At 64.8% G+C, this 14,609-nt stretch carries 13 protein-coding genes; 3 read left to right on the top strand and 10 right to left on the bottom strand.

Going from position 1 to position 14,609, the window contains the following annotated elements; all coding sequences use genetic code 11:
- Positions 1-7 precede the first annotated feature (7 nt).
- From V3B30_RS22305 to V3B30_RS22270, 8 genes are all read right to left on the bottom strand, one after another.
- Complete coding sequence (locus V3B30_RS22305; RefSeq protein ID WP_262083049.1) at positions 8-1,162, bottom strand: methyltransferase domain-containing protein; 1,155 nt, start codon at positions 1,160-1,162, stop codon at positions 8-10.
- A 27-nt stretch (positions 1,163-1,189) separates the two neighbouring features.
- The gene (locus V3B30_RS22300) at positions 1,190-2,551 is read right to left on the bottom strand and encodes an ABC transporter ATP-binding protein (protein WP_262083048.1); all 1,362 of its coding nucleotides are present in this window, start codon (positions 2,549-2,551) and stop codon (positions 1,190-1,192) included.
- Positions 2,541-3,371 carry an ABC transporter permease gene (locus V3B30_RS22295; RefSeq protein ID WP_262083047.1) on the bottom strand — a complete coding sequence of 277 codons (831 nt, stop codon included), beginning with the start codon at positions 3,369-3,371 and terminating at the stop codon, positions 2,541-2,543. The genes V3B30_RS22300 and V3B30_RS22295 overlap by 11 nt, the downstream gene beginning before the upstream one ends.
- 40 nt (positions 3,372-3,411) lie before the next feature.
- Positions 3,412-4,584 carry a cystathionine gamma-synthase gene (locus tag V3B30_RS22290; RefSeq protein WP_262083046.1) on the bottom strand — a complete coding sequence of 391 codons (1,173 nt, stop codon included), beginning with the start codon at positions 4,582-4,584 and terminating at the stop codon, positions 3,412-3,414.
- A gap of 123 nt (positions 4,585-4,707) precedes the next feature.
- Positions 4,708-6,078 (bottom strand): pyridoxal-phosphate dependent enzyme, encoded by a 1,371-nt coding sequence (locus tag V3B30_RS22285; RefSeq protein WP_262083045.1) that lies wholly within the window; start codon positions 6,076-6,078, stop codon positions 4,708-4,710.
- Between the two features lie 301 nt (positions 6,079-6,379).
- Complete coding sequence (locus V3B30_RS22280; protein ID WP_005407964.1) at positions 6,380-6,616, bottom strand: YdcH family protein; 237 nt, start codon at positions 6,614-6,616, stop codon at positions 6,380-6,382.
- Positions 6,617-6,940: 324 nt separating this feature from the next.
- Positions 6,941-7,825, bottom strand: a complete 885-nt coding sequence (locus tag V3B30_RS22275) for a hypothetical protein (protein ID WP_262083044.1) — start codon at positions 7,823-7,825, stop codon at positions 6,941-6,943.
- Positions 7,822-8,187, bottom strand: coding sequence for a DUF4398 domain-containing protein (locus V3B30_RS22270; RefSeq protein ID WP_100471193.1), 366 nt, complete (start codon positions 8,185-8,187; stop codon positions 7,822-7,824). Before V3B30_RS22270 ends, V3B30_RS22275 begins: the two co-directional genes overlap by 4 nt.
- 121 nt (positions 8,188-8,308) lie before the next feature.
- Here V3B30_RS22270 and V3B30_RS22265 point away from each other — a divergent pair, with 121 nt between their 5' ends.
- The 3 genes from V3B30_RS22265 to V3B30_RS22255 all read left to right on the top strand — a co-directional run bounded on the left by V3B30_RS22265 (position 8,309) and on the right by V3B30_RS22255 (position 12,291).
- Positions 8,309-9,436: a PilT/PilU family type 4a pilus ATPase gene (locus V3B30_RS22265; RefSeq protein ID WP_100471192.1), complete on the top strand. Its 1,128-nt coding sequence runs from the start codon at positions 8,309-8,311 to the stop codon at positions 9,434-9,436.
- Positions 9,437-9,566: 130 nt separating this feature from the next.
- Positions 9,567-10,850 (top strand): putative DNA modification/repair radical SAM protein, encoded by a 1,284-nt coding sequence (locus V3B30_RS22260; protein WP_262083043.1) that lies wholly within the window; start codon positions 9,567-9,569, stop codon positions 10,848-10,850.
- Positions 10,831-12,291: a UdgX family uracil-DNA binding protein gene (locus V3B30_RS22255; RefSeq protein ID WP_262083042.1), complete on the top strand. Its 1,461-nt coding sequence runs from the start codon at positions 10,831-10,833 to the stop codon at positions 12,289-12,291. The genes V3B30_RS22260 and V3B30_RS22255 overlap by 20 nt, the downstream gene beginning before the upstream one ends.
- Positions 12,292-12,337: 46 nt before the next feature.
- Here the strand turns inward: V3B30_RS22255 and maiA are convergent, their stop codons facing one another.
- Positions 12,338-13,006, bottom strand: a complete 669-nt coding sequence (gene maiA, locus V3B30_RS22250; protein WP_262083041.1) for a maleylacetoacetate isomerase — start codon at positions 13,004-13,006, stop codon at positions 12,338-12,340.
- A 14-nt stretch (positions 13,007-13,020) separates the two neighbouring features.
- A complete protein-coding gene (locus V3B30_RS22245; RefSeq protein WP_100471188.1) occupies positions 13,021-14,010 on the bottom strand; it encodes a fumarylacetoacetate hydrolase family protein in 990 nt (329 codons plus the stop codon).
- Between the last annotated feature and the right edge of the window lie 599 nt (positions 14,011-14,609).

The following is a 14,609-nucleotide window of genomic DNA, read 5'->3' as shown; positions in this document are numbered from 1 at the left end:
ATGGACGTCAGAAAAGGCGGCGTATCGAGCGGAACGGCGCAGTCAGTCGCCATGAATGGGAGGAATAGACCTCCTCAAGGCGGCGTGCAATGACTTCGTTCTCGGCCTTCAGCGCCTGCAATGCCTTCTCCGCTTCAGAGTGCCTTTTCTCGCCAGCCTCAGCTCGCAAGGAGGCCTGTTGCTCAGCGATCTGGGTGGTGCGCAGCTGCGTCTCCACGTCAAGCACGCGGTGCTGCAAATCATTACGTCCCTGTTCCAGCTCGGTGATGAGGCCCTGCTGCCGGGACTGCTCTGCCGCAAGCCGCTCCACCTCTCTGCGGGTCGCATCGCCCAAGCGCAGCGCATCCTCCAGCCTCGCACTCAGATCGTCACATTGCTGCCTGGCCTGCTCCAACCGTGAACCAAGTTCATTGCGCTGGAGAATCGTGACCTCCAGCTCAGCGTCCACGGCAACAAGGCGATCATGCACTTGACCATATCGGCCCAGCAGATCCTGTCCGTGCGCAATCAGCTCGGGCATGACGCGCTGAAGCGGCGCCTTGGACGCATAGATGGCCAGCAACTGCTTGCCGCTGTACTGCGGGTCCGGCAGAAGGCCAACATCGATCACACCTGCATGCACCAAACGGAAGTCATTTGGAAGTTCGCGGCGAAGGTTGTGCCAGTGGAAGCTGTAGAAATGCTCCTCGTGACGCTCCTCCAGCGGCTCCTGGAACGGCACTAGCATGACGAAGTACTGGCGCGCGTGAGCGGTCAGAGTCGCTGCGGTGTCCCACGGCGCGTGGAAATGTTCAAGCGTATTGGACGAGAAGATCACGTCGAATTCGAGATCGACTCCTTCTGCCAGGAGGTCATCGGTGGCGAAGGCGATATCCGGATAGTTCCGGCGAGCCTGTTCGATGGCCGATACGGAGAAGTCCAGACCCGCGACACGTTCCAAGCCCAGTTCGGACTTGATCACCTGCGTGCCATCACCCATGGCGCAACCCCAGTCACACAGTTCCAGGCTGTTGCGCTTTACGTCCTCCACGAACCAGGCCGGAAACAGGCGGCAAGCCACCATTCCAAAGAACTGGCTCTGCCTCTGGCCCTCGTTCTGGATCCAATCGCGCTGGAATCGGGACTCCCAGTAGTCCTGCCCATTGATATCGCTGGTTGTCATATGGAACTTCCCGTGGACTTCATGGAGTCAAAGCACCTTCTTCTCGATCGGCACGATGAAGGTGCCGTAGCGGAACTCCTTCATGAATACTTTCAGGTATTGCGCACCCTCGATGTATTCGAAGTACTGGATACTATCCGACGAGCGATCCTCCAGGGCGGCCACGAGCACGTAGTCACCTTCTCGCAGGTTGCAGTCCAAGGTAAATGCGACCTCGACCGTATCGCCCCGGACATCCAGGCGCAGGCGCGGCGAATCCCATGTGGTGCCAACCACCAGATCGCTGCCAGCCATGTCTTTCAGCGAGAACGCCATGCTGAGGCACTCTCGATTGGCCGATGCCGGAATCTTCGCCTTGATGCGGATGCACAGCTTCTCGCCGGTGAAAAACATGTTGCGGCGCTGGCCATCGACGGCTTCAGTCTCCACCGCAAGAAGCGAGCCGACATGGCTGCCCCAATGATTGACCGGCTTGCGCGCGCGCAACTGCTCCTGGGCCTTGTCGTCCGCGATTTCTTGGTTTGCCGTTGCAACAGCCTCTTCCCGCTCTTGCTCGAGACGCGCCGAGTCTTCCTCGAACAGGTTCTGCATGTACTGCGCGGTGACCGCAAACACCGAACCGGACATGCGCGGGCGCCCCTTGTCCAGCCAGATGCTGCGATCGCACAGCGAGCGGACCGCACCGACGTCATGGGAAACAAACAGGATCGACAAGCCTGATTCGCGGAGCTTCTTGATCCGTGCCATGCACTTGGCGTTGAACTTGGCATCGCCCACCGCCAACGCTTCGTCAATGATCAGCAGCTCCGGGCTGGTGTGAATGGCAACAGAAAAGCCGAGTCGGACATACATGCCGCTGGAGTAGGTCTTCACCGGCTGATCAAGGAACTCGCCGATATCGGCAAAGGCGACGATGTCTTCGAATCGCTGATCGATCTCGCTCCTTGTCAGCCCCAGCACCTGGCCATTGAGCAGAAGGTTCTCGCGCCCGGTGAATTCCGGATTGAAGCCAGCTCCCAACTCCAGCAGCGCTGCGACACGCCCCTTGGTGAGGACGGTGCCTTCAGTTGGCTGGAGAGTGCCGCAGATGAGCTGGAGAAGCGTGGATTTGCCTGAGCCATTGCGGCCGATGATGCCAACGGTCTCCCCTCTGCCCACTTCAAAGGACAGACCGCGCAGCGCCCAGAACTCGCGGTGGTAGGGCACCTCGCGCATGCCAAGCACACGCCTGAGGGGCGGCATGAACATCTCTTTCAACCGGTCGGAGGGTTTCCCATACATGGCGTAGGCCTTGCCTACATCATGAGCGGCAATCACCACTTCTTCCGGGGGAATGATGCGCTTGATCTCATGTGCGGGATCGTGCTCGAAGGCGCTATCAAAGGACATCGGCAAACCCCTTTCTGGTGGCCTGGAACACGGTGTAACCCATATGAGCAATGATCAGACCGGCTAGGGTCATGATACCCAGCATCAACAGATCGGGAGTCTGCCCCTGCAGCGCAGCGGCCCGTCCGGCTTCGATCGGGAACGTCATCGGATTGGCCAGCATCCACGACTTGAACTTTTCCGGGAATGCGCTGCCCGGGAAGAAAATCGGTGACATGAACATCGTACTGATAACTACGAAACCGACGATATGGGTGACGTCCCGCACATAAACGCCTATGGCCGCCAGGAACCATGAAAGTCCCAGCACGAGCAACACCACGGGCAGCAGCAGGACGGGAAGCCAGACAATCTGCCAGTGGATGTGTGCGCCCAACGCAAAGGCCAGGCATGCCAGCACAACAACACCGACTGCAAAGTTGAACAGCGCCGCGCCCATATTCACTACAGAGAGAACTTCCAGTGGAAACACCACCCGCTTTACATAGTTCGCATTGCCCGTAATGGAAATGGGCGCCCGCGAGATGCACTCGGCAAACACATTGAACATGATCATGCCGAGGAACAGAGGCACAGAGAAATTGCCCTCCGCTCCGGGGATGTTCCAGCGGGCCTTGAAGATTGTCCCGAACACGAAGCTGTAGATGGTCAACAACATCAGATTGTTGATGATGTACCAGAGCAAGCCGCCGTATGCCCCGCGGTACCGACCTTCGATTTCACGCCTGATCAGTGAGAGGGTGAATGCCTTGTTCCGCCACAGCTGTGCCCACGGACCCAATACCACTGTGTGCAGCAGCTTTCCAATACGCCCACTCATCACCGGCACCCACCCTGCATAGTCAAGAAGATATCGTGCATCACGCCAGTGCCCTCTCCAGATCCACCTGCAGATCCCCCAGCTCCTCCACACCCACGCTCAGCCTTACCAGCGCATCGCTGATCCCCAACTGCTCCCGGCGCGCCACCGGAATCGAGGCATGGGTCATCACCGCCGGGTGGTTGACCAGGCTTTCCACCCCGCCCAGCGATTCGGCCAGGGTGAAAAGTTCGGTCTTCTCGCAGAAGCGCTTGGCCGCCTCGAAACCGCCCTTCAGCACGATCGAGACGATGCCGCCGTAGCCGGCCATCTGCTTGCCGGCCAGCTCATGCTGCGGGTGCGAGGCCAGGCCCGGGTAGATCACCTTCTCCACCGCCGGGTGCTTTTCCAGCCACTGGGCCAGCGCCAGCGCGTTGGCGCAGTGCGCCTTCATGCGCAGCGGCAGGGTCTTCAGGCCACGCAGGGCCAGGAAGCTGTCGAACGGACCCTGCACACCACCCACCGAGTTCTGCAGGAAGGCCATCTGCTCGGCCAGTTCGGCGTTGTCGCCGACCACGACCATGCCGCCGACCATGTCCGAGTGGCCATTGAGGTACTTGGTGGCCGAATGCAGGACCAGGTCCGCGCCCAGTTCCAGCGGACGCTGCAGCATCGGCGAGGCGAAGGTGTTGTCCACCACCACGATCAGGCCATGGCGCTTGGCGATGGCGGCGACCGCGCCGATGTCGACGATCTTCAGCATCGGGTTGGTCGGGGTCTCGATCCACACCATCTTCGTCTTCGGCGTGATGGAGGCTTCAAACGCCGCCAGATCGGTCAGGTCGACGAAGCTGAAGTCCAGCCCGGCGGTGCGGCGACGCACGCGCTCGAACAGTCGGAAGCTGCCGCCGTAGATGTCATCCATCGCCACCACGTGGCTGCCGGCGTCCAGCAACTCGATCACGGTGGAGCTGGCCGCCATGCCCGAGGCGAAGGCGAAGCCGCGGGTGCCGCCTTCCAGCGAGGCCACGCAGCGCTCATAGGCAAAGCGGGTCGGGTTGTGGGTACGCGAGTACTCGAAGCCCTGGTGCTCGCCCGGGCTGGACTGGGCATAGGTCGAGGTGGCGTAGATCGGCGGCATCACCGCGCCGGTGCTGGGGTCGGGCGACTGGCCGCCGTGGATGGCCAGCGTGGCCAAGGCCAGCGCGCGGTCCGGGGAAGAAGCGTTGGACATGTCGTTTCCTGATTGGCGCCGATGACCGGCGCCGTCGAAGGAGCGGGAGTCTATCAGCGCGGCCTTAACGAGCTTTGACGCGGATAAACCGGGATTCAGCAGCGATCTGCGGCGATAAACGCCTTACTGAACGCGCCGGCGCAGATAATTCAGCAGGTCGATGCGGGTGATCAGGCCGAGGAAGGCGTCCCCGTCCATCACGATCGCCACCTGGCCGCGGTCGAACACCGGCAGCAGGGCCTCGATCGGCGACTTCACGTCCAGCCGGTCCAGCTTGCTGACCATCGCGGTGGCCACCGGGTCGCGGAAGCGCGCTTCGTCGCCATAGACGTGCAGCAGCACGTCGCTTTCGTCGACGATGCCGACCAGCTGCTCACCCTCCATCACCGGCAGCTGCGACACGTCGTACAGCTTCATGCGCTGGTAGGCGGTGGTCAGCAGGTCGTTCGGGCCGATCACCACGGTGTCGCGCTGGCCATACGGGCGCAGGATCAGGTCGCGCAGGTCGCCGTGCTGCGGGCGCTGCAGGAAACCGTTGTCCAGCATCCAGTAGTCGTTGTACATCTTCGACAGGTACTTGTTGCCGGTGTCCGGCACCAGCACCAGCACCTTCTTCGGCGTGGTCTGCTCGCGGCAGTATTTCAGGCCGGCGGCCAGCAGGGTGCCGGTGGACGAACCGCCCAGGATGCCTTCCTTGCCCAGCAGCTCGCGCGCGGTGTGGAAGCTCTCGGCATCGCTGATGGCATAAGCCTTCTTGACGCGGCTGAAATCGGAAATCGACGGCAGGAAGTCCTCGCCGATGCCTTCCACCAGCCAGCTGCCCGACTTGTCGTTGAGATTGCCGTCGTTGATGTACTCGGCCAGGATCGAGCCGACCGGATCGGCCAGCACCAGTTCGGTCTTCGGCGACAGCTTGGCGAAGGCGCGTGACAGGCCGGTCATGGTGCCGGAGCTGCCGCAGCCGAACACGATGGCATCGAGGTCGCCGCCCATCTGCTCGAGGATTTCCGGGCCGGTGCCGAATTCATGCGCGGCCGGGTTGTCCGGGTTGCCGAACTGGTTGATGAAGTAGGCGCCCGGGGTCTGCTCGGCGATGGTCTTGGCCAGGTCCTGGTAGTACTCCGGATGACCCTTGGCGACGTCCGAACGGGTCAGGCGCACTTCGGCGCCCATCGCCTTCAGGTTGAAGATCTTTTCCCGGCTCATCTTGTCGGGAACGACGAGGATCAGCTTGTAGCCTTTCTGCTGTGCAACCAGCGCCAGGCCCAGGCCGGTGTTGCCGGCGGTACCCTCGACCAGGGTCGCGCCCGGCTTCAGGTCGCCCCGCTGCTCCGCCGCCTCGATCATCGACAGGCCGATGCGATCCTTGATCGATCCGCCCGGGTTGGCGCTCTCGAGCTTCAGGTACAGCTCGCAGACGCCGGTGTCCAGGCGCTGGGCCTTGACGATCGGGGTCTGGCCGATGAGTTCGAGGACGGAAGAATGGATGGGCATTCGGAGGACTTTCGATTCGCGCCACGCAGGGCCGGACCGATGATTATCCGACGGATGGCGCTGAATGTCAGGTCGGTACGGGCATGCCACCCACCTGCCCCAAAAAGGGATGCGGACGGCCCCGGATCGACGAGGAGACCGGTACCGCCCGCATCGGTGAGTTGTGCCTGCAGGCCAAGGCACCACCGCCTGTGGTGCCTTGGCGCGGCCGCCTCATCGGCGGTGCCGCGATGCCGGGGCTGGAGCGCCCGGCGGGGCCATCGATGGCCGGGTCACGCCGTTCCGGGCGTGACGGGGTGCGTCAAAGCGTGGGGGACGTCGTGGGGAGCGGTGTTTCGTACATTCGCAGAAGTCGTTGCTTGGCCAGCAGCTTCTCGCGCTTCATGCGACCCAGGGTGACATCATCGATCGGGAGTACACCCAACTCCGCGTCCATGCACTTCTTGTTCAACTTGCGGTGCTGGTCATGGAGTGCCCTGAACTCCGGATCACGCGCGCGACGGGCGTCGATCTCGCTCTGGGGCTGATCTTCAAACATGATGGACCTCCTTCGACAGATACACGAACGCCCCGGCCGCAAGGCACGGGGCGTTGTTCATGGAGGAGCGCCGGTCGATGGCCACCTGGACGCCTGCAACGACCTGCGGCACTGGCCTGCGCACGTCGATCTGCTGCGGTTCGCGCCCTGCTTGCATCGGCCCGGCCCTCCCATCGTCCGGTCCGCGGCATTGCGTCCCGGACGATTGACCCTACGCCTGCTCAAGGCGGGGTACAAGACCCCTGCGTCAAAAAGACCGAACCCCGCCGGGGCGGGGTTCAGGCTGAATGCTCATCACAACGAAAAACAAACAATATCAATGCATTACGGGGCGATGATGACCTCGGCCGAGCGCGCCCGGGTGGAGGCCGCCTTCTTGCCGCTGACCTGGATGCGGTTGCTGGCGACACCGGCTGCAACGAGGGCGTCGCGCAGCGCTTCGGCACGCTTCTGACCGACCCCGTTGGCGCTGTCATAGGCCTCGATGCGCAGGCGGCCCTTCTTGCCGATGTTCAGATACTCGGCCAGCGCCTTGGCCTGGTTGCGGGCTCCACCGGACAGGCTGGAGGCGCCTGCGGCGAACGCGTCGCCATTGAAGGTGAAGACTTCGCCACGGCCATCGAACTTCGAACCCGGCAGCTTCTGCCCGGACACCAGCTCGGCTTCCTCCCGGGCCAGCTTGGCGGCGTTCTGCTGGGCGGCGCTGAGGCGCTGCTGCTGCTTGCCGGCCACGCTGGTCAGGGCGTTCTCGGCGTCCTGGCGGGCCAGGGTTTCGGCCTCGGCGGCCTGGCGGAGGCGCTCGGCCTCCTCGGCCTGCATCTGCGCCTGCATCCTGAGCTGCTCGGCTTCCTGGCGGGCACGTGCGGCATCGCGGCGGCTGGCCTCGATCAGCAGGTCGCTGCGGGTGCGCTCCAGGCGGTCGACCTCGCGCGCGGCCAGTGCGGTACGCACGGCAGTCTCGGCGATCTCCACCCGGCGCTCGGCCAGGTAAGTGGCCAGCTCCTGGTCACGGCGCTTGGCGTTGTCCAGGGTGGCGATGGCCTGCTGGGCCTGCATGCGCTCGAAGGCGCCCAGCTCAGCGGTGTCGGGATTGGCCTGGATGGCCATCAGGCGCTGGCTCAGCTGCGCCACCAACGGGTTGTCAGCGGCCACGGCCAGGGGCGGCAGCGCCAGCAGCGCAGCCAGGGTTGCGGCGGTCATCGGCTTCACCGGCGGTCCTCCCCGGTCGACAGCTGGCGTTGCAGCTGGTTGACCTCGTTGCGGCGCAGCTGCAGCTGCGCGGTGACGGTGGCTTCCTCGCTGCGGGCGCGGGCCAGGTCGGCATCGGCGGCGGCGCGCAGGGCCATCGCCGGGGCGTTCTTGCGCTCGCGGCGGTCGCCAGCGGCGCGCTGCGCCTGCTCCAACCCCTGCCGGGCCAACCCGATCAGGTCCGGAGCGTACTGGTCGGCATCGGCCTGGGTGGCCTTGTCGACCGCCTGCCGGGCCTGGGCCAGTTCCAGTGCGCCGTCCTGCGCCCAGGCGGGGGCAGACAGTGCGAATGCAAACGCCATCACATACAGGCCATGGCGCATTCGTGCGAAGCTAAGTCGTTTCATTGGGGAGGCCGTACCGGTTGTCGGTTCACGGCCATTGTCGTCAAGCCGACACCGTGCTGGCAACGGGCGTCGGCCGTTTCGTTGGGGAAAATTCGCAATGGATATCGGCTACTTCCTGAAGCTGATGACCGAAAAGAACGCTTCGGACATGTTTTTGACCACCGGGGCACCGGTCTACATCAAGATCGAGGGGAAGCTCTATCCGCTGGGCAACACCGGCCTGCCACCGGGCATGGTCAAGAAAATCGCCTACTCGCTGATGGACGAAGGCCAGGTGCCGCAGTTCGAGCGCGAGCTGGAGCTCAACATGGCCATCGCCCTGCCCGATGCCGGGCGCTTCCGCGTCAACGTGTTCAAGCAGCGGGGCGAGGTCGGCATGGTCATCCGCGCCATCCGCAGCCGCATCCCGAGCATCGAGGAGCTGAACCTGCCGCAGGTGCTGAAGGACGTCATCATGACCCCGCGCGGGCTGGTGCTGGTGGTGGGGTCCACCGGTTCGGGCAAGTCCACCTCGCTGGCGTCGATGATCGACCATCGCAACAGCACCACCACCGGTCACATCCTCACCATCGAGGATCCGATCGAGTACCTGCACAAGCACAAGATGTCGATCGTCAACCAGCGCGAGGTCGGGCTGGATACACATGCCTTCCACAACGCGCTGAAGAACGCGATGCGTGAAGCGCCGGACGTGATCCTGATCGGCGAGATCCTGGATGCGGAAACGATGGAGGCGGCGATCGCCTTCGCCGAAACCGGCCACCTGTGCCTGGCCACCCTCCACTCCAACAACGCCGACCAGACCATCGAGCGCATCCTCAACTTCTTCCCGGAAAGCGCGCACAAGAACGTGCTGATGAACCTGGCGCTGAACCTGCGAGCGGTGATCAGCCAGCGCCTGGTGAAGAACAAGGAAGGCCGTCGCCTGCCGGCCACCGAGGTGCTGATCAACACGCCGATGATCCGCGACCTGCTGCGTCGCGGCCAGGTGCACGAGATCAAGGCGGCGATGGAGGCCTCGCTGGAGGAAGGCATGGAGAGCTTCGACCAGTGCCTGTTCCGGCTGGCCAAGGCCGGCACGATCGAGCAGGAGGAAGCGCTGCGCGCGGCCGACTCGCGCGATGGCCTGGCGCTGAAGTTCCGGCTGTCCGAGGGCAGCAGCGGCGAGCACGACCCGTACGCGGATTTCTCGGCCGGGCAGCCAAGCATCACTCACGGGTTCTGAGTGCACGAAAAAGGGGACGGAGGGGATTAAGTCGTATATGCACTTACGACGTAATCCCCTCCGTCCCCTTTTTCTGAAGCGTTCAGGGGCGGTCTCATCCATTGAGACCCCTCATCCGTAGGTTTCCGCAATGGAAACCATCCGCAAGCTGGCCATCCTGGCCGACGCCGCCAAATACGACGCCTCCTGCGCCTCCAGCGGCTCGGGCAAGCGCGATTCGCGCGCCAGTGGCGGCATCGGCAGCACCGAAGGCATGGGCATCTGCCACAGCTATACGCCGGATGGCCGCTGCGTATCGCTGCTGAAGATCCTGCTGACCAACTTCTGTGTCTACGACTGCGCCTACTGCGTGAACCGCGTGTCCAGCAACGTGGCCCGTGCGCGCTTCAGCGTGGATGAGGTGGTCGCGCTGACCCTGGACTTCTACAAGCGCAACTACATCGAGGGCCTGTTCCTTTCCAGCGGCATCATCCGCAACGCGGACTACACCATGGAGCAGATGGTGGAGGTGGCCCGGCGCCTGCGCGAAGAACACCGCTTTGCGGGGTACATCCACCTCAAGACCATTCCCGAGGCCTCGCCGGAACTGCTGGCCGGTGCCGGGCGCTATGCCGACCGCCTGTCGATCAATGTGGAACTGCCCACCGAAGCTGGCCTGAGCGCGCTGGCACCTGAGAAGACCGTGCATTCGATCCGCGGTGCGATGGGCGAGCTGCGCTGGCGCATCGAGGAAGCCAAGGAGGCACGCAAGGCCCCCGCGGCGGTGGCTCCGACAGCCAGCCGCAGCGCGCGCCCGCGCCCTCCGCGCTTTGCCCCTGCCGGGCAGAGTACGCAGATGATCGTCGGCGCTGATGGCGCCAGCGACCAGCAGATCCTGGCCAGCGCCGATGCGCTGTACGGCAACTACCGGATGCGCCGCGTCTATTACTCCGCGTTCAGCCCGATTCCGGACGCCAGCCGGAAGCTACCCCTGCAACCGCCGCCGCTGCAGCGCGAACACCGCCTCTACCAGGCCGATTGGTTGCTGCGCTTCTACGGATATGAGGTGGAGGAGATCACCGATACCACCCAGGCCGGCATGCTCGATCTGGACATCGACCCGAAGATGGCCTGGGCGATCCGCCACCCCGAACGCTTCCCCGTGGACCTCAACCGCGCGCCGAAGGAAATGCTGCTTCGCGTACCCGGGCTGGGCGTGCGCAACGTGAAACGGGTGCTGATGGCACGCCGCCACGGTCGCCTGCGGGTTGCCGACGTGGCACGCCTGAAGGCGCCGATGAGCAAGCTGCTGCCCTTCGTGCTGCTGGCCGACCACCATCCGCGCAGGGCGCTGGACGATCCGGCGGCGTTGCGCGCGCAACTGGCCCCGCCGCCGCGCCAGGGTTCGCTGTTCGATGCCCCGTCCGCAGCCTGACGCGCAGCGCTGGTCGCTGCGGGTGGATCCGCCATGGTCGCTGGAGGCCTGGCGCAATGGTGCGCGTGATGCCCTGCTGCGCGGCGTCGCGCCGGAACAGCTGGACTGGCTGGAGGGCAGCCACGCATCACTGCTGGACGCGCCCGCGGTCAGCTCGGCGCCCATGCTGGCCGATGCTGGCGCACCGAATGTACCGCGCGACTTCCTGGAACTGGCGGCCACCTGCCTGTGTCATCGCGATGTGCAACGCATGGCCCTGCTGTACAGGTTGCTGTGGCGCATCACCCATGGCGAACGCTCGGTGCTGTCGAACCCCGCCGATGCCGACGTACTGCGGGCCATGGCCATGGCCCAGGCCGTCCGCCGTGACACGCACAAGATGAAGGCATTCGTGCGCTTCCGCGAGGTGCCTGGCCAGCCTGATGCATTCATCGCCTGGTTCGAGCCGCAACACCACATTGTCGACCGGATCGCGCCGTTCTTCGCGCGCCGCTTCACCGGCATGCACTGGGCCATCCTCACTCCTTCGCGCAGCGTCGCCTGGGATGGGCAGGCACTTGCCTTCGGTCCCGGCGCACGGCGCGAGGATGCCCCGGCCGAGGACGCACGCGAAGCGCTGTGGCAGACCTACTACGCCAGCATCTTCAATCCGGCCCGGCTCAACACGCGGATGATGATGCAGGAGATGCCGGCCAAGTACTGGCGCCACCTGCCCGAGGCACAACTGTTGCCGCGCCTGGTGCGCGATGCGGCCGATCGTGTGCAGGAAATGCATGACCGGCCGGCGCAGGCACCGCAGCGCAGGATTCCCCTGAGTGCAAGCGCTGTGCCATCGACCACCGATGCCAGCAGCCTGGAGAATCTGCGTGGACAGGCCAGTGCCTGCCGCCAGTGCCCGCTTTGGGAGCAGGCCACGCAGACCGTGTTCGGGCAGGGGCCGGCAAGCGCCGAGGTGATGCTGGTCGGGGAACAGCCTGGCGATAGCGAGGACCTGCGCGGACAACCGTTCGCGGGCCCTGCCGGCCGGTTGCTCGACCGTGCGCTGGCTGAACTGGGAATCGATCGCGCGACGCTGTACCTCACCAACGCGGTGAAACACTTTCACCATGAACGGCGCGGCAAGGTACGGCTGCACAAACGACCGGAAAGCCGCCATATCCAGGCCTGCCGCCCCTGGCTGATGGGCGAGATCGCGCGCGTCCGACCACAGGTGATCGTATGCCTGGGCGCGACAGCGGCAAAGTCGGTGTTTGGGCGTGATTTCGACTTCTCACGCGACCGCGGACGCTGGCACACCCTCGAGGACGGCACACGCGGCTATGCCACGGTGCACCCGGCATGGGTGCTGCGGCAGACCGACGATGCGCGCCGCGAGGATGCCTACCGGCTGTTCCGCAATGATCTGGCCCGATTGCAGCAAAAAGGGGACGGAGGGGATTAAGTCGTTTGTGCATTTGCGACTTAATCCCCTCCGTCCCCTTTTTCCATCAGGCGGCGTCGAGCTGGTTTTCCGGGCGCGCGCGGTCGAAGGCGTCCAGCGCTTGGCAGGCGGCCTCGATGCGGCGCAGGGTCGGGTACGGCGCCAGATCCAGGCCGAAGCGATGCGCGTTGTACAGCTGCGGCAGCAGGCAGATGTCGGCCAGCCCGGGGCGGTCGCCGTGGCAGAAGGTGCCGGTGTCCGTGCTGTTGGCCAGCAGGGCTTCCATCGCAGCGAAGCCCTCGGCGATCCAGTGCAGGGTCCATTGCGTGCGGGCATCGGCCGGCAGCTGCAGGGTGCGCTCCAGGTACTGCATCACCCGCAGGTTGTTGATCGGGTGGATGTCGCAGGCCACCAGCTGGGCCAGCGCCCGAACCCGCGCGCGGCCAGCGGCGTCGGCCGGCAGCAGCGGCACGTGCGGGAAGCGCTCATCCAGGTACTCAAGGATCGCCAGCGACTGGGTGAGCGCGTGCCCCTCGTGCAGCAGGGTGGGCACCAGTTGCTGCGGATTGAGCGTGCGATAGGCGTCCAGGTGTTGTTCGCCGCCCTCGCGCACCAAGTGCACCGGCCGCGCCTCCCAGGCCAGGCCCTTCAGCTCGAGGCCGATGCGCACGCGGTAGGCGGCGCTGGATCGCCAGTAGGTGTACAGCACGATGCCGTCGTCGACCGGGATCTCCATCGCCGCCTCCCTGCTCAGGGCCTGGTCGCCTGTTCGATGCGCTGCTCGATCGCACCGAAGATGCTGTTGCCGGCGGCATCGAGCATCTCGATGCGGACCACGTCACCGAACGACATGAACGGCGTGCTCGGCTTGCCATCACGCAGGGTTTCGACCACACGCTGCTCGGCGAAGCACGATGCGCCCTTGCTGGTGTCCTCGTTGGCAATGGTGCCGGAACCGACGATGGTGCCGGCGCCCAACGGACGGGTCTTGGCCGCATGCGCGACCAGCTGGGCGAAATTGAACTGCATGTCCACGCCCGCTTCCGGCGCACCGAACCACTGACCGTTGATGTGGGTCAGCAGCGGCAGGTGCACCTTGCTGTCCTGCCACGCAGCGCCCAGCTCGTCGGGGGTGACGAACACCGGCGACAGCGCCGAGCGCGGCTTGGACTGCAGGAAGCCGAAGCCCTTGGCCAGTTCGCCGGGAATCAGGTTGCGCAGCGAGACATCGTTGACCAGGCCGACCAGCTGGATGTGGCCAGCGGCCTGTTCCGGCGTGGCCGCCATCGGCACGTCGTCGGTGATCACCACGATTTCTGCTTCCAGGTCGATGCCGTAGTCCTCGCTGACCACCTTGACCGCGTCGCGCGGGCCATGGAAGCCGGCGCTGGTGGCCTGGTACATCAGGGGGTCGGTATAGAAGCTCTCCGGCACCTCGGCGCCACGGGCGCGGCGCACGCGCTCGACATGCGGCAGGTAGGCGCTACCATCGACGAATTCGTAGGCACGCGGCATCGGCGCGGCCAGCGCCTGTGGATCGAGGTCGAACACGCCATCGGCGTCGCCGGCGTTGAGCGATTCGTACAGGGCGTTCAGGCGCGGTGCGATGTGGCTCCAGTCCTCCAGGGCCTGCTGCAGGGTGGCGGCAATGCCGGTGGCGCGCACGCCGTGGCGCAGGTCACGCGAGACGACGATCAAGGTGCCGTCGCGGCCGCCTTCCTTCAAAGAACCAAGCTTCATGGGTGGGTGTCCGGAGTCGTGGGCAAACAAGTTTCAAGTGTAATCAAATATGCGGCGACGCCAAGCTGCAGCGCGGCATCGGCCCACCCTACCGCAGGAGGGGTTCGGCAGGGCTGCGCCCTGCACCTGCTCAATGCAACGGCAACGTCAAAAGCGGCTCTGGCGTTCTGCTGGTTGGGCGGGGCGGTGTGGGTGGGCAGGACACGCCGTGAACCCCGCTCCGCGGTCCGGCCCAGCCGCTGGCGGCTGCGCGCTCGGGCGCTTGCGAAGGTGTGCTTCGCAATCAAAGCGCCCTCACCCATGGGGGCTCGATGGCGCCATCCATGGCGCCAACGGTCCTGCCCACCCACACCGCCCCACCCGACAGGTTCACGCGGCTGACGGTGGGTGCCGACCGTTGGTCGGCACATCTGTCAGATATCGAAATTCAAAACAGAATCAGAGCTCGTGCCGACCAACGGTCGGCACCCACCAAAGCAGAACGCCGTTCCGACAGATCGCGGAAAACTGTCGTAGGCGGGGCGGGTCCGGTGGCAGGGGCGTGAGCCGCATGGATGCGGCGACCGAGCTTACATGGACGTACTTGCAGCGTCCCCTGC

This window comes from Stenotrophomonas sp. SMYL41 (assembly GCF_036319965.1).
Classification (GTDB): Bacteria; Pseudomonadota; Gammaproteobacteria; order Xanthomonadales; family Xanthomonadaceae; genus Stenotrophomonas; species Stenotrophomonas maltophilia_R.
This window is presented reverse-complemented; position numbering and strand designations above follow the sequence as displayed.